The sequence below is a fragment of the Gammaproteobacteria bacterium genome (assembly GCA_019748175.1).
Lineage (GTDB): Bacteria > Pseudomonadota > Gammaproteobacteria > JAIEPX01 > JAIEPX01 > JAIEPX01.
In genome coordinates this window covers 1-19,725 of sequence record JAIEPX010000010.1, presented here as the reverse complement: position 1 = coordinate 19,725, position 19,725 = coordinate 1, and the positions used below count along the sequence as shown (strand labels likewise).

Sequence of the window (19,725 nt, the reverse complement as noted above, 5' to 3'; positions counted from 1 at the left end):
TTTACTTAAACGGACATTTCTTTTGAGTGATATGCGCTTCAAACTCATCATAAAAATGTTTCACAAAACTTCCTACTGGCCATGCTGCTGCTTCACCTAACGCACAAATTGTTCGACCTTCGATATTTTTTGCAACATTGGTTAGCTTTTCTAAGTCACCTGGACATCCATGGCCGTGTTCTATTCGCTCTATCATGCGCATTAACCAACCTGTTCCTTCACGACAGGGTGTACATTGACCACAGGATTCATCAGCGTAAAATTCTGAAATTCGCAATAATGCATCGACCATGCACGTCTTCTCGTCCATGACGATCACACCAGCAGAACCCAACATAGAACCTGCCTTCATTAAAGAGTCATAATCCATATCGGTATTCATAATCACGTCTGCCCGCATGACAGGCATTGACGTTCCACCAGGGATGACCGCTTTTAATTTATTGCCATCTCTTACCCCACCTGCAAGTTCTAATAATTTCGCAAATGGAATTCCTAATGGCACTTCATAATTACCCGGTTTTTCAACATGACCAGAAACACAGAATATTTTGGTCCCACCATTATTGGGCTTACCCAAGTTTAAAAACCACTCCGCACCTTTTTCCATAATCACAGGTACTGAAGCCAGTGTTTCAGTATTATTAACAGTCGTTGGTTTTCCATAAAGCCCATAATTTGCCGGAAATGGCGGTTTAAAACGTGGGAATCCTTTTTTACCTTCAAGTGATTCAATCAACGCAGTTTCTTCTCCGCAAATATAAGCGCCAGCACCTAAATGATTATGTATTTCAATATCAATTCCTGAACCCAAGATATTGCTACCCACGAAGCCTGCTTGTCGGGCCTCGTTGAGTGCTCGCTCAACCGCCAGAAATGGTTCGCCACAATACTCACCACGCATATAGTTATACCCAACGCTTGAACCAATTGCATAACATCCAATAAGCATCCCTTCAATTAATTGATGAGGATTGTAGCGCAAAATATCGCGATCTTTACAAGTGCCCGGTTCACTTTCATCTGAATTGCACAGCAGATATTTCTGTACATCCGAATCCGGCATAAAACTCCATTTTAATCCAGTAGGAAAACCGGCTCCACCACGGCCTCTTAGGCAAGATTTTTTTATAGTTTCAATGATATCTTTTTTAGGCGTATTTTCTTTAACAATTTTTTTCCACGCAGAATAACCACCCAATTTTTCATACGTTGACAAACTCGAAGGGTTTTCATGTCCTAATGTGCGAAAACAGACTTCATTCGCCATTATTTGCCCTCCTCTTTTTCTAGTCGGTCTAAAATGGCATCCACTTTTTCTGGCGTTAATTTTTCATGGTATTCAAAATCGTTAACTTGCATCATTGGAGCACCAACACAAGCGGCTAAACATTCAACACCTTTTAAGGTGTAAAGACCATCCGCCGTCGTTTCGCCTATTTTAATACCTAATCTTTTTTCTAAATGAGAAACAATTTTATCACAACCACAAAGCTTACAAGAAATATTTGTACAGACATCAATTTTATTTTTACCAACAGGTTTTAAATCATACATATCATAAAATGTGGCAACTTCATAAACTGCAATACGGGGTAATTCTAAATAATCCGCAACGGCATTTAAATGAGCCTCACTTAACCAACCACCATTATCACGTTGTACAAACATTAATGCCTGTAAAACAGCCGATTGTTTTTTATCTTCGGGATATTTTTTCAGCCAGTGATCAATTTCTGCTTGAGTTTCTGGCGCAATTGTAACTGCCTCGGTCATCGATCGATTTCTCCAAATACAATATCTTGACTTGATAATACTGCCACCATATCAGCGATCATGTGGCCACGAACCATCGGATCCAGTGCAGCTAAATGAGAAAAACCAGCTGCACGAACTTTGACTCTATAAGGTTTGTTCGCACCATCTGATATCATGTAAATTCCAAATTCACCTTTAGGATGCTCAACAGCAGCATAGGCTTCACCTGGGGGAACTGTGTATCCCTCAGTAAATAATTTAAAATGATGAATCATTGATTCCATATCTTGCTTCATTTCTTCACGTGAAGGCGGCGTAATTTTATGATCAGGATGAATGACAGGACCTGCATTATTTTTCAACCAACGAACACACTGACGCATTATTTCATTAGACTGACGCATTTCTTCAATTCGAACTAAATACCGATCATAACAATCACCATTTTTTCCAATAGGAATTTTAAAATCGATTTCGTCATACACTTCGTAAGGTTGGTTTTTACGTAAATCCCATTCAACACCAGAACCTCTTAACATTGGACCCGTAAATCCAAGTGCTAATGCTTGCTCGGGACTCACAACACCAATATCAACGGTACGTTGTTTCCAAATTCGATTGTCGGTTAACAACGTTTCATATTCGTCTACAAATTTCGGGAAACGTTCAGTAAATGCCCAGATAAAATCCAACAGTGACCCATGGCGATCTTGATTACGCTCTTTCATATCTTCATCTGAGCGCCATTCAGTCGCTTTATATTTCGGCATTTTATCCGGAAGATCTCGATAAACACCACCAGGGCGATAATAAGTGGCGTGCATTCGAGCACCCGAAACAGCCTCGTAACAATCCATTAAATCTTCTCGTTCGCGAAAACAATATAAAAAAACTGTCATCGCGCCAATATCAATGGCATGAGCACCTAACCACAGCAAATGATTCATGATTCGAGTCATTTCATCAAATAACACGCGAATATACTGAGCGCGTACGGGTGGAGTTATTCCTAACAATTTTTCAATGGCTAAAACGTAAGCGTGTTCATTGCACATCATGGAAACATAATCTAATCGATCCATGTAACCAATACTTTGGTTGTATGGTTTAGATTCTACTAGTTTTTCTGTTGCTCGATGCAATAAGCCGATGTGCGGATCTGCACGCGTAATCACTTCACCGTCTAATTCCAATACTAATCGCAAAACACCATGTGCAGCAGGGTGCTGAGGCCCGAAATTCAGAGTGTAATTTTGAATGCTAGACATCTTTTTCCCCAACATAACGACTGTCGTTACGAATCACTTTTGGCACTAATGTGCGAGGTTGAATACTAACAGGCTCATAAACGCAACGTTTTAACGCAGCATCATAACGCATTTCGACATGACCAATCAGCGGGAAATCTTTTCTGAAAGGATGGCCGACAAATCCGTAATCGGTTAAGATTCGACGCAAATCAGGATGGCCATCGAATAAAATCCCAAAAAGATCGAAGGCTTCTCGTTCAAACCAATTCGCAGATTCCCAAATATCCATCACCGATGCAATTCGCGGCGGATCTCCGTCAGGAAAAGATCGAATGCGAAGACGCCAATTATTTTTCACAGATAACAAATGATAAACCACCGCAAATCGAGGTTTATTATTGGATGGTGCGGTATTTGTTTGACTATTTTTTTCCACACCACGACTATAACCTGTAAGCGTAGCATCCTCAGTTTCCCAATCAGACAAACCATAGTGCAAATAATCTACACCACACACATCAATTAATTGCTCAAAATGAAAATCTTTTTCATCTCGTAACGATAAACAAAAAACATGAAGGTACTCAGGTAAAATTTCTACAGTGAGCTCACCAAATTTAATTTCTTGAGAAAGAAGTTGATTTCCCCATCGGGTTTCTAATTTTTGCTGTAAAATGTCTATATTCATAGCTTAATCACAATCCCTATCGTTCAATAGTAGAATGACGACGAATTTTATTCTGCAGTTGAATTATTCCATACACTAAAGCTTCTGCAGTGGGAGGACATCCCGGCACATAAACATCAACTGGAACAATTCGATCACAACCTCGAACAACTGAATAGGCGTAGTGATAATAACCACCGCCATTTGCACATGACCCCATCGAAATTACATATCGAGGTTCAGGCATTTGATCATAAACTTTACGAAAAGCAGGAGCCATTTTATTACACAGCGTTCCTGCAACAATCATTAAATCTGATTGACGTGGACTAGGACGAAATAATAGTCCGAACCGATCAAGATCATATCGTGACGCGGCAGCGTGCATCATTTCAACGGCACAACACGCGAGTCCAAAAGACATAGGCCACAAGGATCCACTACGAGCCCAACCGATGAGTTTATTCACAGAAGTGAGCATAAAACCTTGTGACTGCACTTCGCCTACTCCCATTCTAATGCTCCTCTCTTCCACTCATATATGAATCCCACTACTAATACAGCCAAAAAGACCATCATGGAAGTAAAACCGAACCAACCTATTTTACGCAGTGCCACTCCCCACGGAAATAAAAAGGCTGTTTCTAAATCGAAAATAATAAAGAGAATAGCGACAAGATAATAACGAACATCAAAAGGAATACGAGCGTCTTCAAAGGCTTCAAATCCACACTCGTACGGAGAATTTTTTGCTTGATTAGGTTTATGAGCGCCGAAAATGGCACCCAACGCCATCGGTGCGACAGCAAATACAATCCCAAGTCCTAAAAATATTAATATTGGCAAATAATTTTCTAACATTCTCGCCCCTTAGTCTTGCGTTATCGTATGGTGCCGAAGGTCGGACTCGAACCGACACGGCCTTACGGCCACTGCCCCCTCAAAGCAGCGTGTCTACCAATTCCACCACTTCGGCATAGTTTGCAACTTAATCTATCTCAACACACTTAATTTGGTGTTTCAGGAACGTTCTTAACAGGTAAATTCTTTGTTGGCAGATCTTTTTGATTCTTCTGACCTTCAACTGAAGGCACAGAAGGAGTCTCTAGGATTTTGTGGATGGGTGCAACCATCTCATGTCCCTTAACTCGTGAAGACACCATATAGGTTAGGCCTAAACTTGTCATGAAAAATATCGCTGCCAATGCGCCAGTCACTTTCACTAAAAAAGGTGTTGAGCCAGCACTACCAAACATCGTGTTGGATGCCCCACTACCAAATGCTGCGCCCACATCAGCGCCTTTACCATGCTGTAAAAGCACCAAAACGATTAAGCTAATCGAAGCTAAAACATGTATAATCAGTATTATCTGTTGCATAAACGTGCTATATCCAAAAAATGTTGACTATCTAACGAAGCCCCACCGACCAATCCGCCATCGACATCGGGTTGCGACATCAATTCCGCGGCGTTGTCGCGTTTAACGCTGCCACCATATAAGATTCTGAGGGCTTTAGCAAGCTTTTCATCCCTTTTCGCTACCTGTTCACGCAAGTATTGATGGACAGTCTGAGCTTCCTCAGGAGTTGCCGTTTTACCTGTTCCAATGGCCCACACAGGCTCATAGGCAAGCACAGCATTATAAAGGGATTGTTCCGCATTATCCAAGGCCAAAACCGCTTCTAATTGCCGCCCTATGACTGACAATGTCTGCCCTGCCTCACGTTCGGCTAAAGACTCCCCGACACAGATAATAGGTTTCAATCTTGCTTCAATAGCTCTGCTAAACTTCATAGCTACCACTTGGTCACTTTCACCGTAATACTGACGGCGTTCTGAGTGCCCGATGATTACATACTGGCACCCAAATTCAGCCACCATAGTGGCAGAAACCTCTCCTGTAAAAGCCCCTTGTCGCTCGCTGGAAATATTTTGCGCTCCATAGGCCACTATCGTGCCTGATAGACTCCTTTGAATCTGGTCAATAAAGATAAAAGACGGAAAAACCGCTAATTCAACTGCGGATACTTCGCCAGCACCCTCAGCGATACTGTTTGCTAGGACCTCAACTTCTGATCGAGTACCCACCATTTTCCAATTTCCAGCCACCATCGGTCGTCTCATAATGCTAACTTCCTTTCAATAATAGAATTTCAAAAAATTATCCGCTAATAATGCAATGGGGTCAAACTTCAGCACCTCTCGTTTATAGATTTTGGGTTTTTGCTCACTTATTTTGTAATAATTCCCATTAATGCTATCCTTATAACAGTTGGAACGTTTAAATTCAGGATGAATAATATGGACTTTACTTCGCTCAGCACTATTGCAGTTAGCCTTTTTACATTAACGCTGCTAGAAATAATTCTAGGCGTTGATAATTTAGTTTTTATTGCTCTAGCGAGTAATCGACTCCCCCCAGAAAAACAAAAGATGGCTCGTCGATTCGGACTTTTATTAGCGCTCATCACTCGCTTATTATTATTAGCTTCTGTGTTTTGGATAGCTCATTTAGAATTTACACTTTTCACAATCATGGACTCATCTTTTTCTGCCCGCGATGTATTGTTGATCGGTGGAGGATTATTTTTACTTTATAAAGGCACTCAACAAATCTATGCTGAAACAGAATTAGCAGGAGACGCAAAACTCAAACATCATTACAGTAAAGTGCAATGGGTGATTTTACAAATTGGAATTTTAGATATTATTTTTTCCATTGATAGTGTTTTTACAGCCGTCGGCATGACCTCACAATTTTGGATAATGGCAACCGCGATCACAATTGCAATTATTGCCATGATTTTTGCAAGTGAACCGCTGAGCCGTTTTATTGAAAGCCGACCAACCCTCAAAATACTCGCGTTGAGTTTTATATTATTAATTGGAACACTCTTGATCGCTGATGGTTTCCATTACCACCTACCAAGAGCATATGTGTACTTTTCAATTTGCTATGCGATTTTTATAGAGCTATTAAACAATTGGGTTCTGCATAGGAAAAATGCAAAACCCAAACACAACTAAAAACTCGGGGCAGAGATATCTAAGCGGCGACCACAGGAACTACTTGCCGCTCAAAATAATCTACATCTTCACGAATGTAGGATAATTGATTCGCATAACCACCATTGAAAAAGGTATTACGATATCCTTCAAAGAAGAAAGGTATTGTAAAGCCTACGAATCCAGCAATGATACCAACAAAACCTTTCAACAACGTCATGTACCATACCTGATCTGTTAACGAAGTGAATCGTTGATCTTCACCTTCGATAATGTCGTTCAACAATTCAACGAGATCTTCTTTAATGGCATCTATTCTGGCTTTTCCATCGAGATTAGCATGTCCATTGAGAGCAGCATCAATCTCTCCAGTTAATTGGTTAAGAGAAATTTTCATAGCTTGCTCTTGCTCATTGTCAGCTGCAGCTCTTAGTCGAGATATCACTTTTCTTTCAATATAACGTTTAAACAACGAAATTGTCATTTTCTTTGGATCAAGCTGAGCGTGTTTATTATCCCTTTCCCGCTCAACTTCAGCAAGCCTTTCTCTTAGTGCGGTTAATTCTAGGCCATTCTGTTCAATTAGCACATTTTTTTCTCGCTCAAGGCGTTCTCTCAATTCCTGTAATTCTCTATTTTTCCTTTCAATTTCCGAATTTTTCTCACCCTCAAGCTGTTCTCTCAATTGCACCAATTCTCTATTTTTAGCTTCAATATCTGAATTTTTATCACGCTCTAGGTTCAATCTAGCTTGCGCTTCTCTCTCTGTCAGCTCATGCAAAGCTGTTTGATTTTGAGCCTGTAATTGCTGCAATTCAGAAGCTTTCCCTGCTAACAATCTTTCATTCTCTTCTCGTCGTCGCTTTTCTAAATCTCCTAACGCAAGTTCTTTTTCATGCACTTCATGACGTAACTTTGATTTTTTCGAATTAACAAAATCTTTTTCCAAATACTTTGGCTGGCCAGACTCATCAAATAAATAACCTGGCAATCTGACCGGAACTTGATCTTGTGCTTTTGTATTAACAAACGGTTTAATATCATCCCACGCAGTACGAGATGCAATAACACCGTTTTTGGATACTGCATTTTCATTAGCCTGGTATTTTACAAGCCGATCATACGTCTCTTTAAATCCTAAAGCTTTAGCTAGATGCAATGCAGTAATACCATTAGCATCACGTGTATTAGTATTAACCAATTTTGATAAGGTGGGTAAATCTTTTTCATCTGCTTTTGCATAGAGTTTTAAAATTTCAACGGGAGATACTAAACGCCCTGGCTCAAATCGAGAATGGACATGCTGATGATGAGTAAATTCTTTGAATAAACCATTTTTAACTAATCGTTTTCTAGTTCTAATCGATAATGAAGTAGGTTCAAGTGTGTGCCCATGTGCACCTTGATAATCGAGGATTCCAACAGCACCACCACTATCGCAAAGATCTTCTTTCTTTCGATCAGTAATATTAAAGTCGAGAGTACCCACATCTAATGTAGAGACATATACGGTACGCTCATGATCCAAACCACGACCATGATAATAATCCTGTTGGCCCCACATTACCGCAAAAACCATCTTAAAGAGATAATCTAAAAATGATTTGTCATCGACAGGTGCGTGCTGTGTAGGCCCATCACAGGCAAATTCTTGAAATTGATGAGGCGGAACCAAACAAAAGCCTAAGGTATGAGGATTATAAAGTTCAACGCCTGTCTTAGGATCCACATCAAACGCACTTGCTGGATAGTTATCAAACAACCCCCCATCAATACGTGGATTGTCATCAACACGAACAGATTGATAATAACGCTTACCCTCTTCTTCTCGAACTAATCGTCTCTCTTCAAGAAATGCCGGTTGAAAAATAACAGGAAGAGACATAGTAATGCGCATGGCACTTAAAATCGTTGCATTAGGCGTTTTTTCAACCGAGTATTCTTCACCTCGTTGAGTAGCTATATTAGTGCCAAAACATTTAAATTCCAAAAATAAATCAGGGAAATCTTTAAAGTCTTGGAATGTAATTAATGCTACTTTTTTACGCAGTATATATTCTTGTTTTTTAATCTCAGTATCGAGAGCATCGTACTCTTTTTTTTGCTCTTGCGTCAGCTCAACATTTATTCGCTCAAGAACTTCAGTACCTCGAACTTTTTCCAAGATCTGATCGATGAGCCAATCTTTATAGACCTCTCCTTTAAATAGCCCAGATCGGTGTTTACCTAATTCTTCAAATAAGGATGGCAAACTGCGTAACGTGGATAATTTACCAAGGAAAGATGCTGTGCCATTCAGCATAGTTTTAATAGAATCACCATATCCCATTACAGTCTCTGTGTGAGTTCTATCCACATCATCTAGAAAACTCATAAATTCGAGATTAAATAATTTCTCTCCTAGTTGTTCTCCAGTATTTCTCAATGCCCACAGTAGACCAACAATCGCTCCCGCCGAAGTACCTGCGGTCCCTATTTGTTCCTCAGGTATTACGAAATTATCTTTAATAGCCTTAATTAGGGCTCCCACATTCGCGGTACCCTTTGGCCCACCCCCTTTGAAAACTGTATATTTAATCTCTCGTTTTGTAGCTGGAGCAGATGGAACATTTTCTTTCTCGTCAAAAGAGCGAGTGTAATTAGCTAAAAGCTTTGCAGCATTTTCTAAATCGGTCAGTTTTTTATCCAGATGATTCTGAACCCCTAGCCTATTGGTTTGAAGATTTGATAAACCGACTAAATCCGCAAGTTTCAGTGCATCATTTTGTTGCTGTGATAACACTTGTCTTATAGACTTCTTTAATAGATTAATTTTAGCTGTTAACTCACCAACTTTCGTTTTTTCGTGTTCAGTACGTTCATCCGAAATGAGTTTATTATACTCGAGCAAAGCTTCTTTTAATGCATTGAGCAATCCTTTTGCCTTATCTTTATCACCATTCCCATTGTTAGTTTTAATAAGATCCAAATCGGCTTTTATCCGATCTTTTTCATCGTGGTTATTCTTAGTAAAAGCGACTTTCTTTTCCTTAATAATATCAGAGGGTGTTTTACCTTCTTTATCTTTAACAAAAGGATCAGCACCTTTAAAATACAGCATATTAATAATATCAGGATTGCCTATTTCTGCAGCCAGATGCAATGCTGTTTTGCCGTCTTTATTCTGTTTGTTTATATTAGACGTATTCAATAACAAAGCGCCTACAGACTTAGTCATGTTATTTTGTGTTGCATAATGCAGTGGTAAATTACCCAAATTATCTTCCATATCTGCCAGATTTTGCTGTCTCTGAGTTAGTTTGGAAAAGGTTTCTATCACTACAGGCAGGTCATGACCCTTCTGACAGAAAAGATGCAAAAGATTTTGTTCTGTATTATTTATCTGTGTTAACTTACCACTTCGAGCCGACCACTTTAGTAATTCTATGATCATCAGAATGTTCAAACCATCATGACCATCACCATACTCACGAATTTGAGTAATCTGATCTGTAATTGTTTCTCGATTTTTGGCAAGATCCGCGTCTTTTGAAACTACCGCGGCAAGTGCCAACATTTTTCCGGGATCAAAACATCCGTGAGGAGTTGACAGCATTTTAGATAGCAGTTCTGGAACGTTCAACTCAGCATCAACCATCGCAGAATTTAATATGGTCTTCACACTAACATAGTCATCGCTTTGCATAGCATCAATAATTAAGTTCGTAATTTCAGAGGGAAAACTATTAACGAGAAGAGGAATCACACGATCTTCACACTTTGCTGCTCTACTTAATGCTGAAACTCCGAATTCACCCGTTAATCGAAGAGTTTTTGGTTCAACCTTAGAAAGTCGATTACAGAATACTTCAACTGCCGGAATACATCCAAGATGAGCAGCATATTGTAGCGGACTAAAATCAAATTTGTGCTGATTTGCTGCTGTCTTTTGAGTAAAACGTTCAGTTAAAAATTTAAATTCATGACCTTCTTCAACAGGCGGCACAATGTATGTTTTTGAAAGTAATTTCTCATTTAAAAGCAAAGATGGGTCTCTAAAAGAAGACTGAAGTGCATGTATAGCTTCATCTTGTATTGTTTTTAGTTCATCTAAGTTATTTTCGAACAAAACAAGAATCTCTTCAAAGGATTTCTTAGTCGTCATGTGAAGTTTGTTTGATGAATAATCTTTACTAATATATCCAACGTGGTCTGTTCTTAGCTTATGAACTTTGGCTAAAGCTGTTGCACAATCTTTCAATTTAGATTGAGTAGATTCACATATCCCCTTTATCCCTAACGATTCTAATATATCTTCAAAATCAAATAGTTCATTATATAATCTCAACACCAAATCATTTGCATCTGATAACTTGTTTTCTTTTTGCAAAGACTCTAACGCACCGAGCTTTTCCAAAGTCTTACGAGCTTTTTCCAGCGCCCCTTTCAATTTATGATGAGCAACAGCTCTATTAATGTAGTCTCTAACCGTCTCTTTAACTTGCATCGTTTCCCCCAAAAATCAGAGTTTTCATCAAAATTGCTTTAAAAATACCATAAACAGGCCAATATCTCAAGCTTTTGTAGGAAAAGCGCCCGACCTACCGCTGTTTTAGTCTATGTATGCCATAAACAGAGTATATAACCATGTGTTTATTAAGAGATTATTAAATCGGCGTCGCGCCTTGAGTTGTGAGAGATTTTGTATCTTTAATAATGAAATTAAATAAATTAAGGTTATATTTATTGCTTTTTAGCCAGGGCGCCAGTGTATGATATATTCAGGTTTAGACGCGACGCCGTTACTGGTCGGATATTGTTCTAGCTAAAATTTGCGCCAATTGCTGCACTTCATCAGGATTGCGACCTTCGACCATGACGCGAATGACAGGCTCAGTGCCAGAGGCTCGTAGTAATACGCGACCATTATTTCCTAATTGATTCTCAGTGTGCCGTAACGCATCTTGAATAAGTGAATTATTTAAATCAAAAGTTGCAGGTGTTGGAACGTTTAATAAAACTTGTGGGTATTTTTGCATACCATTTTTTAAATCGGTCAAACTTCGACCAGATTCGATAATTGCACACAACACTTGCAGTGCAGAGATTATGCCATCACCGGTTGTTGATAATGCAAGATGTACAATATGACCCGATGATTCTCCACCTAATTGCCAATTTTTTTGTTTGAGCAGTGACATTACATTACGATCCCCAACAGGCGCGCGTTCAAAAGGTATATTTAATGCAGCCAAACCTTCTTCAAAGCCTAAGTTTGTCATTGAGGTCCCTACAATGCCGCCGTGCAGTTTATTGATTCCTTGAAGATGACGGGCGATAATAAATAATAATTGATCACCGTCTACAATTTCTCCTTTTTCATCAACCATAATAACGCGGTCACCGTCACCATCAAATGCAATTCCCAAATGTGCACCCGCTTCACGCACAGCATGTTGCAAAAATGTTGGGTGTGTGGAGCCGCATTGCGCATTAATATTCAATCCATCAGGACTTGTGGATATTTCTACAACTTCCGCACCCAATTCGCGAAATACTGCGGGCGCGACATGATAAGTTGCTCCATTAGCGCAATCCACAACTATTTTTAATCCATTAAAATTAACTCGTGAAGGAACAGTACTTTTACAAAATTCAATGTAACGCCCAGGCGCATCTACGACGCGCACTGCTTTTCCTAATTTAACCGATTCAATAGTTTGCATCGGTTTTTCAATTTGAGCTTCAATTTCTAATTGCAATTCATCGGGTAATTTATAGCCCTCTGGAGAAAAAAACTTTAATCCGTTATCTTCGTAACCATTGTGTGATGCACTGATTACGATTCCTGCACAGGCTCTAAGTGTACGCGTTAAATAGGCAATCGCAGGTGTTGGCATAGGACCTAATAAATGAATATCCATTCCTGCTGCTGACAATCCAGCTTCCAGTGCAGATTCCAACATATACCCTGAAATGCGCGTATCTTTCCCAATGAGAACTTTTCCGCGAGTTTCTTTACCCAGGATTTTCCCAATGGCCCAACCCAATTTGATGACAAACATCGGATTAATGAGTGAATCACCTACTTTTCCTCGTATTCCATCAGTACCAAAATAATGTTGTGTTGCCATAATTTCCTCTAAGCCATTTCTAGTTCTTTTTCTAAGACAGACGTTGCTAAGCGATTTTGCATAGCAAGGCCATCACGTAATGCACGCACATCATGCGTTCGAATCCAATCGACACCTTGAGCAGCTGCAAATAATTCTGTACTAAGAGTACCTGCTCCAGTCATTATTGGTGCTTGTTCAGTTATTCTTTGAATAAAAGATTTACGAGAGACAGACACTAAAACAGGTAAATTAAATTGTTGCTTCAGCGCTCGAATATTTTGTAAAACCACCAATGAAGCTTCTGGCTCAGAACTCAAAAAATATCCCATGCCTGGATCCAAAATTAATCGTTCTATTGCTATACCAGCGTTGACCAAAGCATTAATTCGTTGATCGAAAAATTGATAAATTTTTGACATGATTGTTCGTGGGTCCGTGACAATTCGCTCAGCTGGTTTATCTCCGTGGATATTTTGCATAACAACTAAACTACAGGTACTACTCGCTAATTCGGGGTAAAAATACGGGTGAGGGAAACCGTGAACATCATTAATTATCTGAACACCTTTTGCAATCGCATAACGTTGTGTCTCTGGATGAAATGAATCTATAGAAATCGGTATTTGCCTTGCTAATAACGCATCCAGCACTGGCTCGAGATGTTCAATTTCTGTTTCTGGTGGAACAATTGGCGCACCAGGATGACTTGAAGAAGGCCCTAAATCTATAACTGCGGCACCTGATTTGTATAATTCTATCGCATGCGCAATTGCATTTTGAGGACTTAAAAAATGGCCACCATCTGAATAAGAATCTCGTGTGATATTCACGATTCCCATTAAAGCAGTCATTTTATCTCCTTATCTAACTCGACGCAGCTTCAGGATTACTATCAGCACGTGATTCCGTTGATCGCTGCGAACTAGCTGATTCATTCTCATTTGGCGTAGTAGACTGAGTGGGTGTATTAAAATCAGATTCAATCCAATCTGCAGGTGGTCTTGCTTCACGACCTGCCATAATATCTTGAATTTGTTGTTCACCTATCGTTTCGAATTTAATTAATGCATCAGCCATCATGTGTAATTTATCAACATTTTCATTAAGGATTTTTTCTGCCAACTGATAATTACGATCAATAATAATTCTAATTTCAGAATCGATCGCGTGTGCGGTTGTATCTGAAACATTTTTATGACGTGACATTTCTCGGCCTAAAAAGACTGCACCTTCTTCTTCACCATAGGTGAGCGGCCCTAAATTATCAGAGAGCCCCCACTTAGTAACCATGCTACGCGCAATTTCTGTGGCTTTTTCAATATCATTGGATGCACCGGTTGTAATATTTTTCTCACCAAAAATTAAACCTTCAGCAATTCGACCACCAAATAATCCTGCAATTTGAGATTCCAAGCGTTGTTTAGAATAACTATAACGATCTTGTTCTGGTAAAAACATGGTGACACCTAATGCACGTCCACGAGGAATAATCGTTACTTTATAAACAGGATCATGTTGTTCAACTAATATACCAACAATGGCATGTCCCGCTTCATGATAAGCTGTTAATTTTTTCTCTTCATCGTTCATCACCATGGATCGACGTTCAGCACCCATCATAATTTTATCTTTTGCCAATTCAAATTCTTGTTGCCCTACTTTCCGTTTATTAGATCGGGCAGCAAATAAAGCAGCTTCGTTTACTAAATTCGCCAAATCAGCACCTGAAAATCCTGGTGTACCTCGCGCAATTTGTGTTGCATTTGCGTCATCACTCAGAGGCACTTTTCTCATATGTACTTTTAAAATTTGCTCACGACCACGAATATCCGGTAAGGACACAACGACTTGACGATCAAATCGACCTGGACGTAACAAAGCGGGATCTAAAACATCAGGACGGTTCGTCGCAGCGATTACAATCACCCCTTCTTTACCTTCAAAACCATCCATCTCAACTAAGAGTTGGTTTAATGTTTGCTCACGTTCATCATGACCACCCCCTAAACCAGCGCCACGATGACGTCCAACAGCATCAATTTCATCAATAAAAATAATGCACGGTGCATGTTTTTTCGCTTGATCAAACATATCACGTACGCGAGAAGCACCGACACCTACAAACATTTCAACAAAGTCAGAACCTGAAATCGTAAAGAATGGAACACCAGCTTCACCGGCCACCGCTTTAGCAAGAAGTGTTTTACCAGTACCTGGTGAACCAACTAGCAAAACACCACACGGTATTTTTCCGCCCAATTTTTGGAACTTACCTGGATCTTTTAAGAATTCGACTAATTCTTTGACTTCATCTTTAGCTTCTTCGACACCCGCCACATCGGCAAAAGTCACTTTGACTTGATCTTCAGTCAACATTCTAGCGCGACTACGTCCAAATGCCATTGGACCACCCTTTCCACCGCCACCTTGCATCTGACGCATGATGTAGACTAAGAAAAGGATCAACAGAACCGTTGGGAAAAGACTCACGAACAATTGCATAAACAGACCCCGTTCTGCCGGTGCCTTACCATTCACTTCCACGCCTTTTTTAACAAGCTCCGTTAAAAGCGTTTGATCTTCGATCACAGGCATATAGGTATTAAATGTTTTGTGATCAGTGTAAGTCCCATTAATGCTACGGTCATCAGTAATGGTCACTTTAGTGACTTGACCTTTATTAACAGCATTCAAAAACTGGGAATAAGCAATTTTATCATTGGCTGTATGAGGTGGATTCATATTGTTGAATACCACTACCATTATTAGGGCTATCACTGCCCATAGCATCAAAGTTCGAACCATATTCATTGGCGTGCCACTCTTTCAAATAACATTAGATAAAATAACATTATAGTCTGTCTTTCTTATATTGGAAACCTAAATCATCTCCCGGTTAAGAATTTTGGATGTTTTGCTCACTCAATGCCCTATATGAGGGCTGTTGATTCTAAAACCGTTTGAATGGGCTTGGTGTCGGCAGAGAGCTCGGGTTTAGTCGTAACATATCCGCTGTATATCGACTCGTCATCTCGACGCTATTTGTCAATTGCCGACGAATTTCAGGCATATTCACTTTAGTTAAAGCCTCATCCAATACCTCTAATGCATTACTGTATCCATGCTCAGCACACTTCGCTAAAACTGCTGTTAGGGCCTTACGCACGCTTACGGAGGTAGAGTTTGACGTTAATACTTTCACTAGGGCTTGACGCGCAGCGGGATCGTTATTGAGCAGTTTAGCAATCATTTCAAGCACATCCGCAGGCAAATTAGGTTTGAGCACTAATTGGAGCAGATCTCCAGGCACTAAGTCTTGCCCCGCACTCTCTTGAGTTTCCCCGCCCTTGTCAGTTTCAGTATGAACAGACTCATATAATTCATGAGCAATAACACCTTGATCCATCTCGAACTCACCTTGAGATCGGCGACGCGCAACAATCAGCATCAACGCATGCAGAATTTCATTTTCTATAGCTTTAGGAGATATGAGCATTTTATATATAAACTCTAATTAAGATCAAAAGATGATATTAACACGAAAACCTCTGTTTTCACAGCGTTTAGCACTTTGAATCATCGAAAAAATTATTTGAGAATTGTATTTTGAGATGGCTCTAATGCGTTCTCTTTTGCCCATTGGTCCAGCTGACTTTGTATGGAATCATTGTCGTTAAGACGACGGCCGAGCGCGGATTGACGTTGCTGAGCTAGGGCAACAACAGTCTCCATTGGGATCGTGGCAGACGGATTTTGACGAAAAACCGTGAGCTCTCCTTGTTTCTTATTGCTCATAACATGCTCCTTTGCATTAGAATCCTTTAAGTGTTGGTATCTTAAAGATCGCACTAAAAAAAATCAAGCTACAAGACTTTTGCCAATAAAACATGATAAAAAAGCAATTTCACATTGACTTCTTAGATTTCTACCCCTAAACTATGCGGCTAGAAAACTTAAACTGATACCTTAAAAAAGAGAACTAAGCATGCAAATGTCTGACGAAGATGCGATTTTGGACACACTCCACACTGAACTACAAAAATGTATAGAAGAAATGAAAAGCATTATTGATAGCGCTCAAGAAGCTCAATCCTTAAAAGCAAAAGACGCTATTCAGACTCAAAAGCAAGATTATTTTCAAGAGAATTTTGTTGCTCAAGTTCCTTCCCATATCCGAACTAAAAAGACTTTTCCTGAAACTATTGGTCTAAGAGCCAGATTATTAGGCCAAAAAACACCACCTAAAAAGAGACTACTGAGCGACTTAAACTCAGACGACTCACCCGCGCGATCTGTTCACTGGAAATCTCCAAATAAACCCCCATTTGCAAATAGTCTTGCAACAATTCAGCCAGTAGCACGAAGTCTTGAAGACGAATTAGAGGCAGATGAACCGATTTTCGAGGATTCCTCAACAGTTTCATCAAAATCCTCTCCAGAAGAATACTCACGCGGCCACTCACCAACCCCAAGACAAAATAAATCTCAAAAAGTTTCACCAAGATTTCTTTCGGGACCTGATATGCCCGCTTCTCCTTTAGGTAAATCTCCATCTTTCAATTGGTCACAATCTTTAGGTCTAGGATCAATGCCACGAGCCGACGCTGACTCACCTCAAAAACAAAGCTCACCTAAAACTCAAATTTTACAAAGTCAACCAAAATGCGAATTAGATCCATTAGAGAAGACTAATTATCTCCATCAAGAACTTACAGAGCTGAATACTCAGTATAAAAAAATAATTGAGAATGAATATCAACAAATCAGCGAGTTGTTAAGACATAGTCGCGCCTTATTACCTCAGGAAATCAATTTAGATGCACAACAATCATCACTATCACATTGGATGTCAGAAGAATTATTTAATTTGCTCTCACTTTCTTGCTTACGTCAAATAACAAGCTTGACTACAAGAACATATATCGGTTTGGAAACATTACAGCAAAAAATTAAAACTCTCGATGTTTTACAATGTGAAGATGCTCAACTTGTTTCAATTTATAATCAACTTACTGCAAGTATCGATAATGCGATTAATGAAGACATTCAATTTCTTAAGAGCGCATCTAACTCATTGGAAAATTATGAAATGCAATCGAAGTTTTTTACAAAGTATTTCGAGAATACCGAAAATGAATTACGAGTAATCAACCAACTCTATGAATTAGTAAAAAATGACACCTTAGTATCTAAAGAATATCTAGAAAAAAACCCAACACTCGTACGAAAAATGGTTGAAGAAAGTTATAAATTTATTAAGGCAATTCCTGAAACCACTACTCGTCTCCAATATTTTTCAACTATTTTTCCAAAATTAATAAATAATCTCGTCAGCATGACATCCGAATATCAAATTGAAAAAAATAACAACCAGCAAGTTGCTCAACTCGTATTTTAGTCGATAGGGAGAGCGTAGCCGTCACTCTAGCGGAAGAGCGTTACTATGCTCGCTCATATCCTGATTGTTCATCTTGCTCAAATCTCAAAGCCCTCGTGGTTATACCACTAAAGATAATCTTTCATTGCACACAGGGATTATTCATGTAAAATTCATCGCCTCATGATATTTAATTTGTAACCGGAGAAACGTGTGACAACAGAAGTTGAACTACATAAAGATGCCTTAGGCCTTGGTGAGTCAATGGTCATGGGTATCGCTGGAACCGCGCCTGCTTTTAGCGCCACTGCAACAACAGCAACATTAATTGCAGCAGTAGGCGTGTTGGCCGCGGGAAGTTTGCTGTATTGCGGACTCATCATGCTCGGTATTACATTCGCTTTTATGCATTTAAATAAAATGATTACTAATGCTGGGGCTTCCTACGCCTGGGTTGGAAAAGTATTTCATCCAACTTTAGGTTTTTTAGCTGGGTGGGCACTTCTTGTCGCTTCCACCGTCTTTATGGTGTCGGGTACAATCCCCGCCGCAACAGCGACACTTATCCTTATTGCTCCCAAATTTGCCACGGCTCCCGGAGCCGTAACCTTTGTCGCCGCAGGATGGCTTTTGGTCGTCAGCGCCATTGTCGTTAAAGGTATTAAACCAACAAGTTATACTCAAGTGATAATGACAACCATCGAGGTCGGCGTTTTAGTTGCCGTCATTATCGCCTCCATTATCCACTACAATCACGAAGGCGCACACTTATTTACGTTGCGTTGGTTTTCATTGAGTGAATTTACTCCAACTCTTTTTGCTAGCGGAGCTCTGATCGCACTATTTTTTTTCTGGGGTTGGGACGTAACGCTCAATCTCAACGAAGAAACAAAAAATGGTGAACATGTTTCGGGTCGTGGCGCATTAGCAGCCATGATTACATCGTTATTATTGTTTATAGGGTTCGTTGTCGCCGTATTATTAGTGCTAAGTGATGCAGAAATTCAACAGTCCAGCACAAATGTCTTATTTGCATTGGCTGAAAAATTATTTCCACAACCTTGGAGTTACTTGGCCGTTTTTGCCGTCATGTTAAGCTCAATAGGCACTCTCGAAACATCCATACTTCAATTTACTCGCACCATGTACGCAAAAGCACGCGATGGAGCACTTCAACCACGTTATGCGATTTTACATAAAAGCTGGCGAACCCCTTGGGTTGCAACGAGCGTGATTGTTGCACTTGGCTTAGCATTATTATTCCTTTCATCGTATTTTCCATCGATTAATTTAATCATTAAAGATTCTGTTAATGCGATTGGATTTCAAGTGGCGTTCTATTACGGTTTAGCAGGTTTTGCCTGTGCATGGCATTATCGCTCTGATGCAATGAAAGGCATATGGCCTTTTATTACCTTATTATTATGGCCAGCCGCCAGCGCCAGTTTCCTCGTATTTATTGCCTGCTATAGTATTCCAACTTTTGATTTTATCACGGTCCTAATTGGCATCGGAGGTATTGCTATAGGAATTATTCCAATGGCCCTCAATCGTTTGCGTCAGAAATCAAA

General features: G+C 39.7%; 17 protein-coding genes and 1 tRNA gene. 3 read left to right on the top strand and 15 right to left on the bottom strand.

Going from position 1 to position 19,725, the window contains the following annotated elements:
• Window position 1 precedes the first annotated feature (1 nt).
• From nuoF to tpiA, 9 genes are all read right to left on the bottom strand, one after another.
• Window positions 2-1,270 carry an NADH-quinone oxidoreductase subunit NuoF gene (nuoF, locus tag K2X50_05540; protein ID MBX9586703.1) on the bottom strand — a complete coding sequence of 423 codons (1,269 nt, stop codon included), beginning with the start codon at window positions 1,268-1,270 and terminating at the stop codon, window positions 2-4.
• A complete protein-coding gene (nuoE, locus tag K2X50_05535) occupies window positions 1,270-1,776 on the bottom strand; it encodes an NADH-quinone oxidoreductase subunit NuoE (protein ID MBX9586702.1) in 507 nt (168 codons plus the stop codon). Before nuoE ends, nuoF begins: the two co-directional genes overlap by 1 nt.
• Window positions 1,773-3,026, bottom strand: coding sequence for an NADH-quinone oxidoreductase subunit D (locus K2X50_05530; GenBank protein ID MBX9586701.1), 1,254 nt, complete (start codon window positions 3,024-3,026; stop codon window positions 1,773-1,775). The genes nuoE and K2X50_05530 overlap by 4 nt, the downstream gene beginning before the upstream one ends.
• Window positions 3,019-3,696: an NADH-quinone oxidoreductase subunit C gene (locus K2X50_05525; protein MBX9586700.1), complete on the bottom strand. Its 678-nt coding sequence runs from the start codon at window positions 3,694-3,696 to the stop codon at window positions 3,019-3,021. Before K2X50_05525 ends, K2X50_05530 begins: the two co-directional genes overlap by 8 nt.
• A gap of 16 nt (window positions 3,697-3,712) precedes the next feature.
• Window positions 3,713-4,189: an NADH-quinone oxidoreductase subunit B gene (locus tag K2X50_05520; protein MBX9586699.1), complete on the bottom strand. Its 477-nt coding sequence runs from the start codon at window positions 4,187-4,189 to the stop codon at window positions 3,713-3,715.
• Entirely contained in the window at window positions 4,180-4,536 is a 357-nt protein-coding gene (locus K2X50_05515; GenBank protein ID MBX9586698.1) for an NADH-quinone oxidoreductase subunit A, read from the bottom strand. Before K2X50_05515 ends, K2X50_05520 begins: the two co-directional genes overlap by 10 nt.
• Window positions 4,537-4,564: 28 nt before the next feature.
• Window positions 4,565-4,651, bottom strand: a tRNA-Leu gene (locus K2X50_05510).
• 31 nt (window positions 4,652-4,682) lie between these two features.
• Window positions 4,683-5,054, bottom strand: coding sequence for a preprotein translocase subunit SecG (gene secG, locus K2X50_05505; GenBank protein ID MBX9586697.1), 372 nt, complete (start codon window positions 5,052-5,054; stop codon window positions 4,683-4,685).
• Window positions 5,042-5,800, bottom strand: a complete 759-nt coding sequence (gene tpiA / locus K2X50_05500; protein ID MBX9586696.1) for a triose-phosphate isomerase — start codon at window positions 5,798-5,800, stop codon at window positions 5,042-5,044. The genes secG and tpiA overlap by 13 nt, the downstream gene beginning before the upstream one ends.
• Window positions 5,801-5,977: 177 nt before the next feature.
• Here tpiA and K2X50_05495 point away from each other — a divergent pair, with 177 nt between their 5' ends.
• Window positions 5,978-6,703 carry a TerC family protein gene (locus K2X50_05495; protein MBX9586695.1) on the top strand — a complete coding sequence of 242 codons (726 nt, stop codon included), beginning with the start codon at window positions 5,978-5,980 and terminating at the stop codon, window positions 6,701-6,703.
• Window positions 6,704-6,722: 19 nt separating this feature from the next.
• Here K2X50_05495 and K2X50_05490 read toward each other — a convergent pair whose 3' ends face one another.
• From K2X50_05490 to K2X50_05465, 6 genes are all read right to left on the bottom strand, one after another.
• Window positions 6,723-11,168 carry an ankyrin repeat domain-containing protein gene (locus tag K2X50_05490; GenBank protein ID MBX9586694.1) on the bottom strand — a complete coding sequence of 1,482 codons (4,446 nt, stop codon included), beginning with the start codon at window positions 11,166-11,168 and terminating at the stop codon, window positions 6,723-6,725.
• Window positions 11,169-11,463: 295 nt separating this feature from the next.
• Window positions 11,464-12,795: a phosphoglucosamine mutase gene (gene glmM, locus K2X50_05485; protein ID MBX9586693.1), complete on the bottom strand. Its 1,332-nt coding sequence runs from the start codon at window positions 12,793-12,795 to the stop codon at window positions 11,464-11,466.
• A gap of 8 nt (window positions 12,796-12,803) precedes the next feature.
• Window positions 12,804-13,628, bottom strand: coding sequence for a dihydropteroate synthase (gene folP, locus K2X50_05480; GenBank protein ID MBX9586692.1), 825 nt, complete (start codon window positions 13,626-13,628; stop codon window positions 12,804-12,806).
• Between the two features lie 13 nt (window positions 13,629-13,641).
• Entirely contained in the window at window positions 13,642-15,588 is a 1,947-nt protein-coding gene (ftsH, locus tag K2X50_05475; GenBank protein MBX9586691.1) for an ATP-dependent zinc metalloprotease FtsH, read from the bottom strand.
• 139 nt (window positions 15,589-15,727) lie between these two features.
• Window positions 15,728-16,273, bottom strand: coding sequence for a hypothetical protein (locus K2X50_05470; protein ID MBX9586690.1), 546 nt, complete (start codon window positions 16,271-16,273; stop codon window positions 15,728-15,730).
• Between the two features lie 92 nt (window positions 16,274-16,365).
• On the bottom strand, window positions 16,366-16,572 hold the full coding sequence (locus K2X50_05465) for a hypothetical protein (GenBank protein MBX9586689.1): 207 nt from the start codon (window positions 16,570-16,572) through the stop codon (window positions 16,366-16,368).
• Window positions 16,573-16,762: 190 nt separating this feature from the next.
• On the opposite strand from K2X50_05465, the gene K2X50_05460 reads away from it, so the two are divergent.
• Both K2X50_05460 and K2X50_05455 read left to right on the top strand, forming a co-directional pair.
• A complete protein-coding gene (locus K2X50_05460; GenBank protein ID MBX9586688.1) occupies window positions 16,763-18,175 on the top strand; it encodes a hypothetical protein in 1,413 nt (470 codons plus the stop codon).
• 249 nt (window positions 18,176-18,424) lie between these two features.
• Window positions 18,425-19,725: APC family permease (locus K2X50_05455; GenBank protein ID MBX9586687.1), on the top strand; the 1,301-nt coding region annotated here is incomplete at its 3' end.

Excerpts from the sequence above, each read along its gene's own strand:
- nuoF (MBX9586703.1), bottom strand. The coding sequence starts at position 1,270 with ATGGCGAATGAAGTCTGTTTTCGCACATTAGGACATGAAAACCCTTCG.
- nuoE (MBX9586702.1), bottom strand. The coding sequence starts at position 1,776 with ATGACCGAGGCAGTTACAATTGCGCCAGAAACTCAAGCAGAAATTGAT.
- K2X50_05530 (MBX9586701.1), bottom strand. The coding sequence starts at position 3,026 with ATGTCTAGCATTCAAAATTACACTCTGAATTTCGGGCCTCAGCACCCT.
- K2X50_05525 (MBX9586700.1), bottom strand. The coding sequence starts at position 3,696 with ATGAATATAGACATTTTACAGCAAAAATTAGAAACCCGATGGGGAAAT.
- K2X50_05520 (MBX9586699.1), bottom strand. The coding sequence starts at position 4,189 with ATGGGAGTAGGCGAAGTGCAGTCACAAGGTTTTATGCTCACTTCTGTG.
- K2X50_05515 (MBX9586698.1), bottom strand. The coding sequence starts at position 4,536 with ATGTTAGAAAATTATTTGCCAATATTAATATTTTTAGGACTTGGGATT.
- secG (MBX9586697.1), bottom strand. The coding sequence starts at position 5,054 with ATGCAACAGATAATACTGATTATACATGTTTTAGCTTCGATTAGCTTA.
- tpiA (MBX9586696.1), bottom strand. The coding sequence starts at position 5,800 with ATGAGACGACCGATGGTGGCTGGAAATTGGAAAATGGTGGGTACTCGA.
- K2X50_05495 (MBX9586695.1), top strand. The coding sequence starts at position 5,978 with ATGGACTTTACTTCGCTCAGCACTATTGCAGTTAGCCTTTTTACATTA.
- K2X50_05490 (MBX9586694.1), bottom strand. The coding sequence starts at position 11,168 with ATGCAAGTTAAAGAGACGGTTAGAGACTACATTAATAGAGCTGTTGCT.
- glmM (MBX9586693.1), bottom strand. The coding sequence starts at position 12,795 with ATGGCAACACAACATTATTTTGGTACTGATGGAATACGAGGAAAAGTA.
- folP (MBX9586692.1), bottom strand. The coding sequence starts at position 13,628 with ATGACTGCTTTAATGGGAATCGTGAATATCACACGAGATTCTTATTCA.
- ftsH (MBX9586691.1), bottom strand. The coding sequence starts at position 15,588 with ATGAATATGGTTCGAACTTTGATGCTATGGGCAGTGATAGCCCTAATA.
- K2X50_05470 (MBX9586690.1), bottom strand. The coding sequence starts at position 16,273 with ATGCTCATATCTCCTAAAGCTATAGAAAATGAAATTCTGCATGCGTTG.
- K2X50_05465 (MBX9586689.1), bottom strand. The coding sequence starts at position 16,572 with ATGAGCAATAAGAAACAAGGAGAGCTCACGGTTTTTCGTCAAAATCCG.
- K2X50_05460 (MBX9586688.1), top strand. The coding sequence starts at position 16,763 with ATGCAAATGTCTGACGAAGATGCGATTTTGGACACACTCCACACTGAA.